This is a genomic window from Lysinibacillus sp. GbtcB16 (genome assembly GCF_019091145.1).
Taxonomy (GTDB): domain Bacteria; phylum Bacillota; class Bacilli; order Bacillales_A; family Planococcaceae; genus Lysinibacillus; species Lysinibacillus fusiformis.
In genome coordinates, this window is the sequence record NZ_JAGXJV010000721.1 from 1 (window position 1) to 247 (window position 247).

At 33.6% G+C, this 247-nt stretch carries 1 pseudogene; it reads left to right on the forward strand.

The features are described from left to right. Positions 1–246 (forward strand): annotated as a pseudogene (locus KVT27_RS25705) (tRNA (adenosine(37)-N6)-dimethylallyltransferase MiaA); the annotation flags it as partial. Position 247: the final 1 nt, after the last annotated feature.

A 247-nucleotide genomic window follows, 5' to 3' on the forward strand; every position in this document is an offset into this window, starting at 1 on the left:
GATTGTCAATCTATTCAAGCGATTGGATATAAAGAAATCTATGATTATTTTGAGAATCGAGTTTCTTTAGAAGATGCGGTATCACAATTAAAGACGAATTCGCGTCGTTATGCAAAGCGTCAATTAACGTGGTTCCGTAATAAAATGGATGTCACGTGGTTTGATGTTACAAACGGTGAAAAAACGTCAGAAATTTTACGATACATAGAAGGAAAGTTACAAGTAAAGTCGAATAATAGTAAGTAGA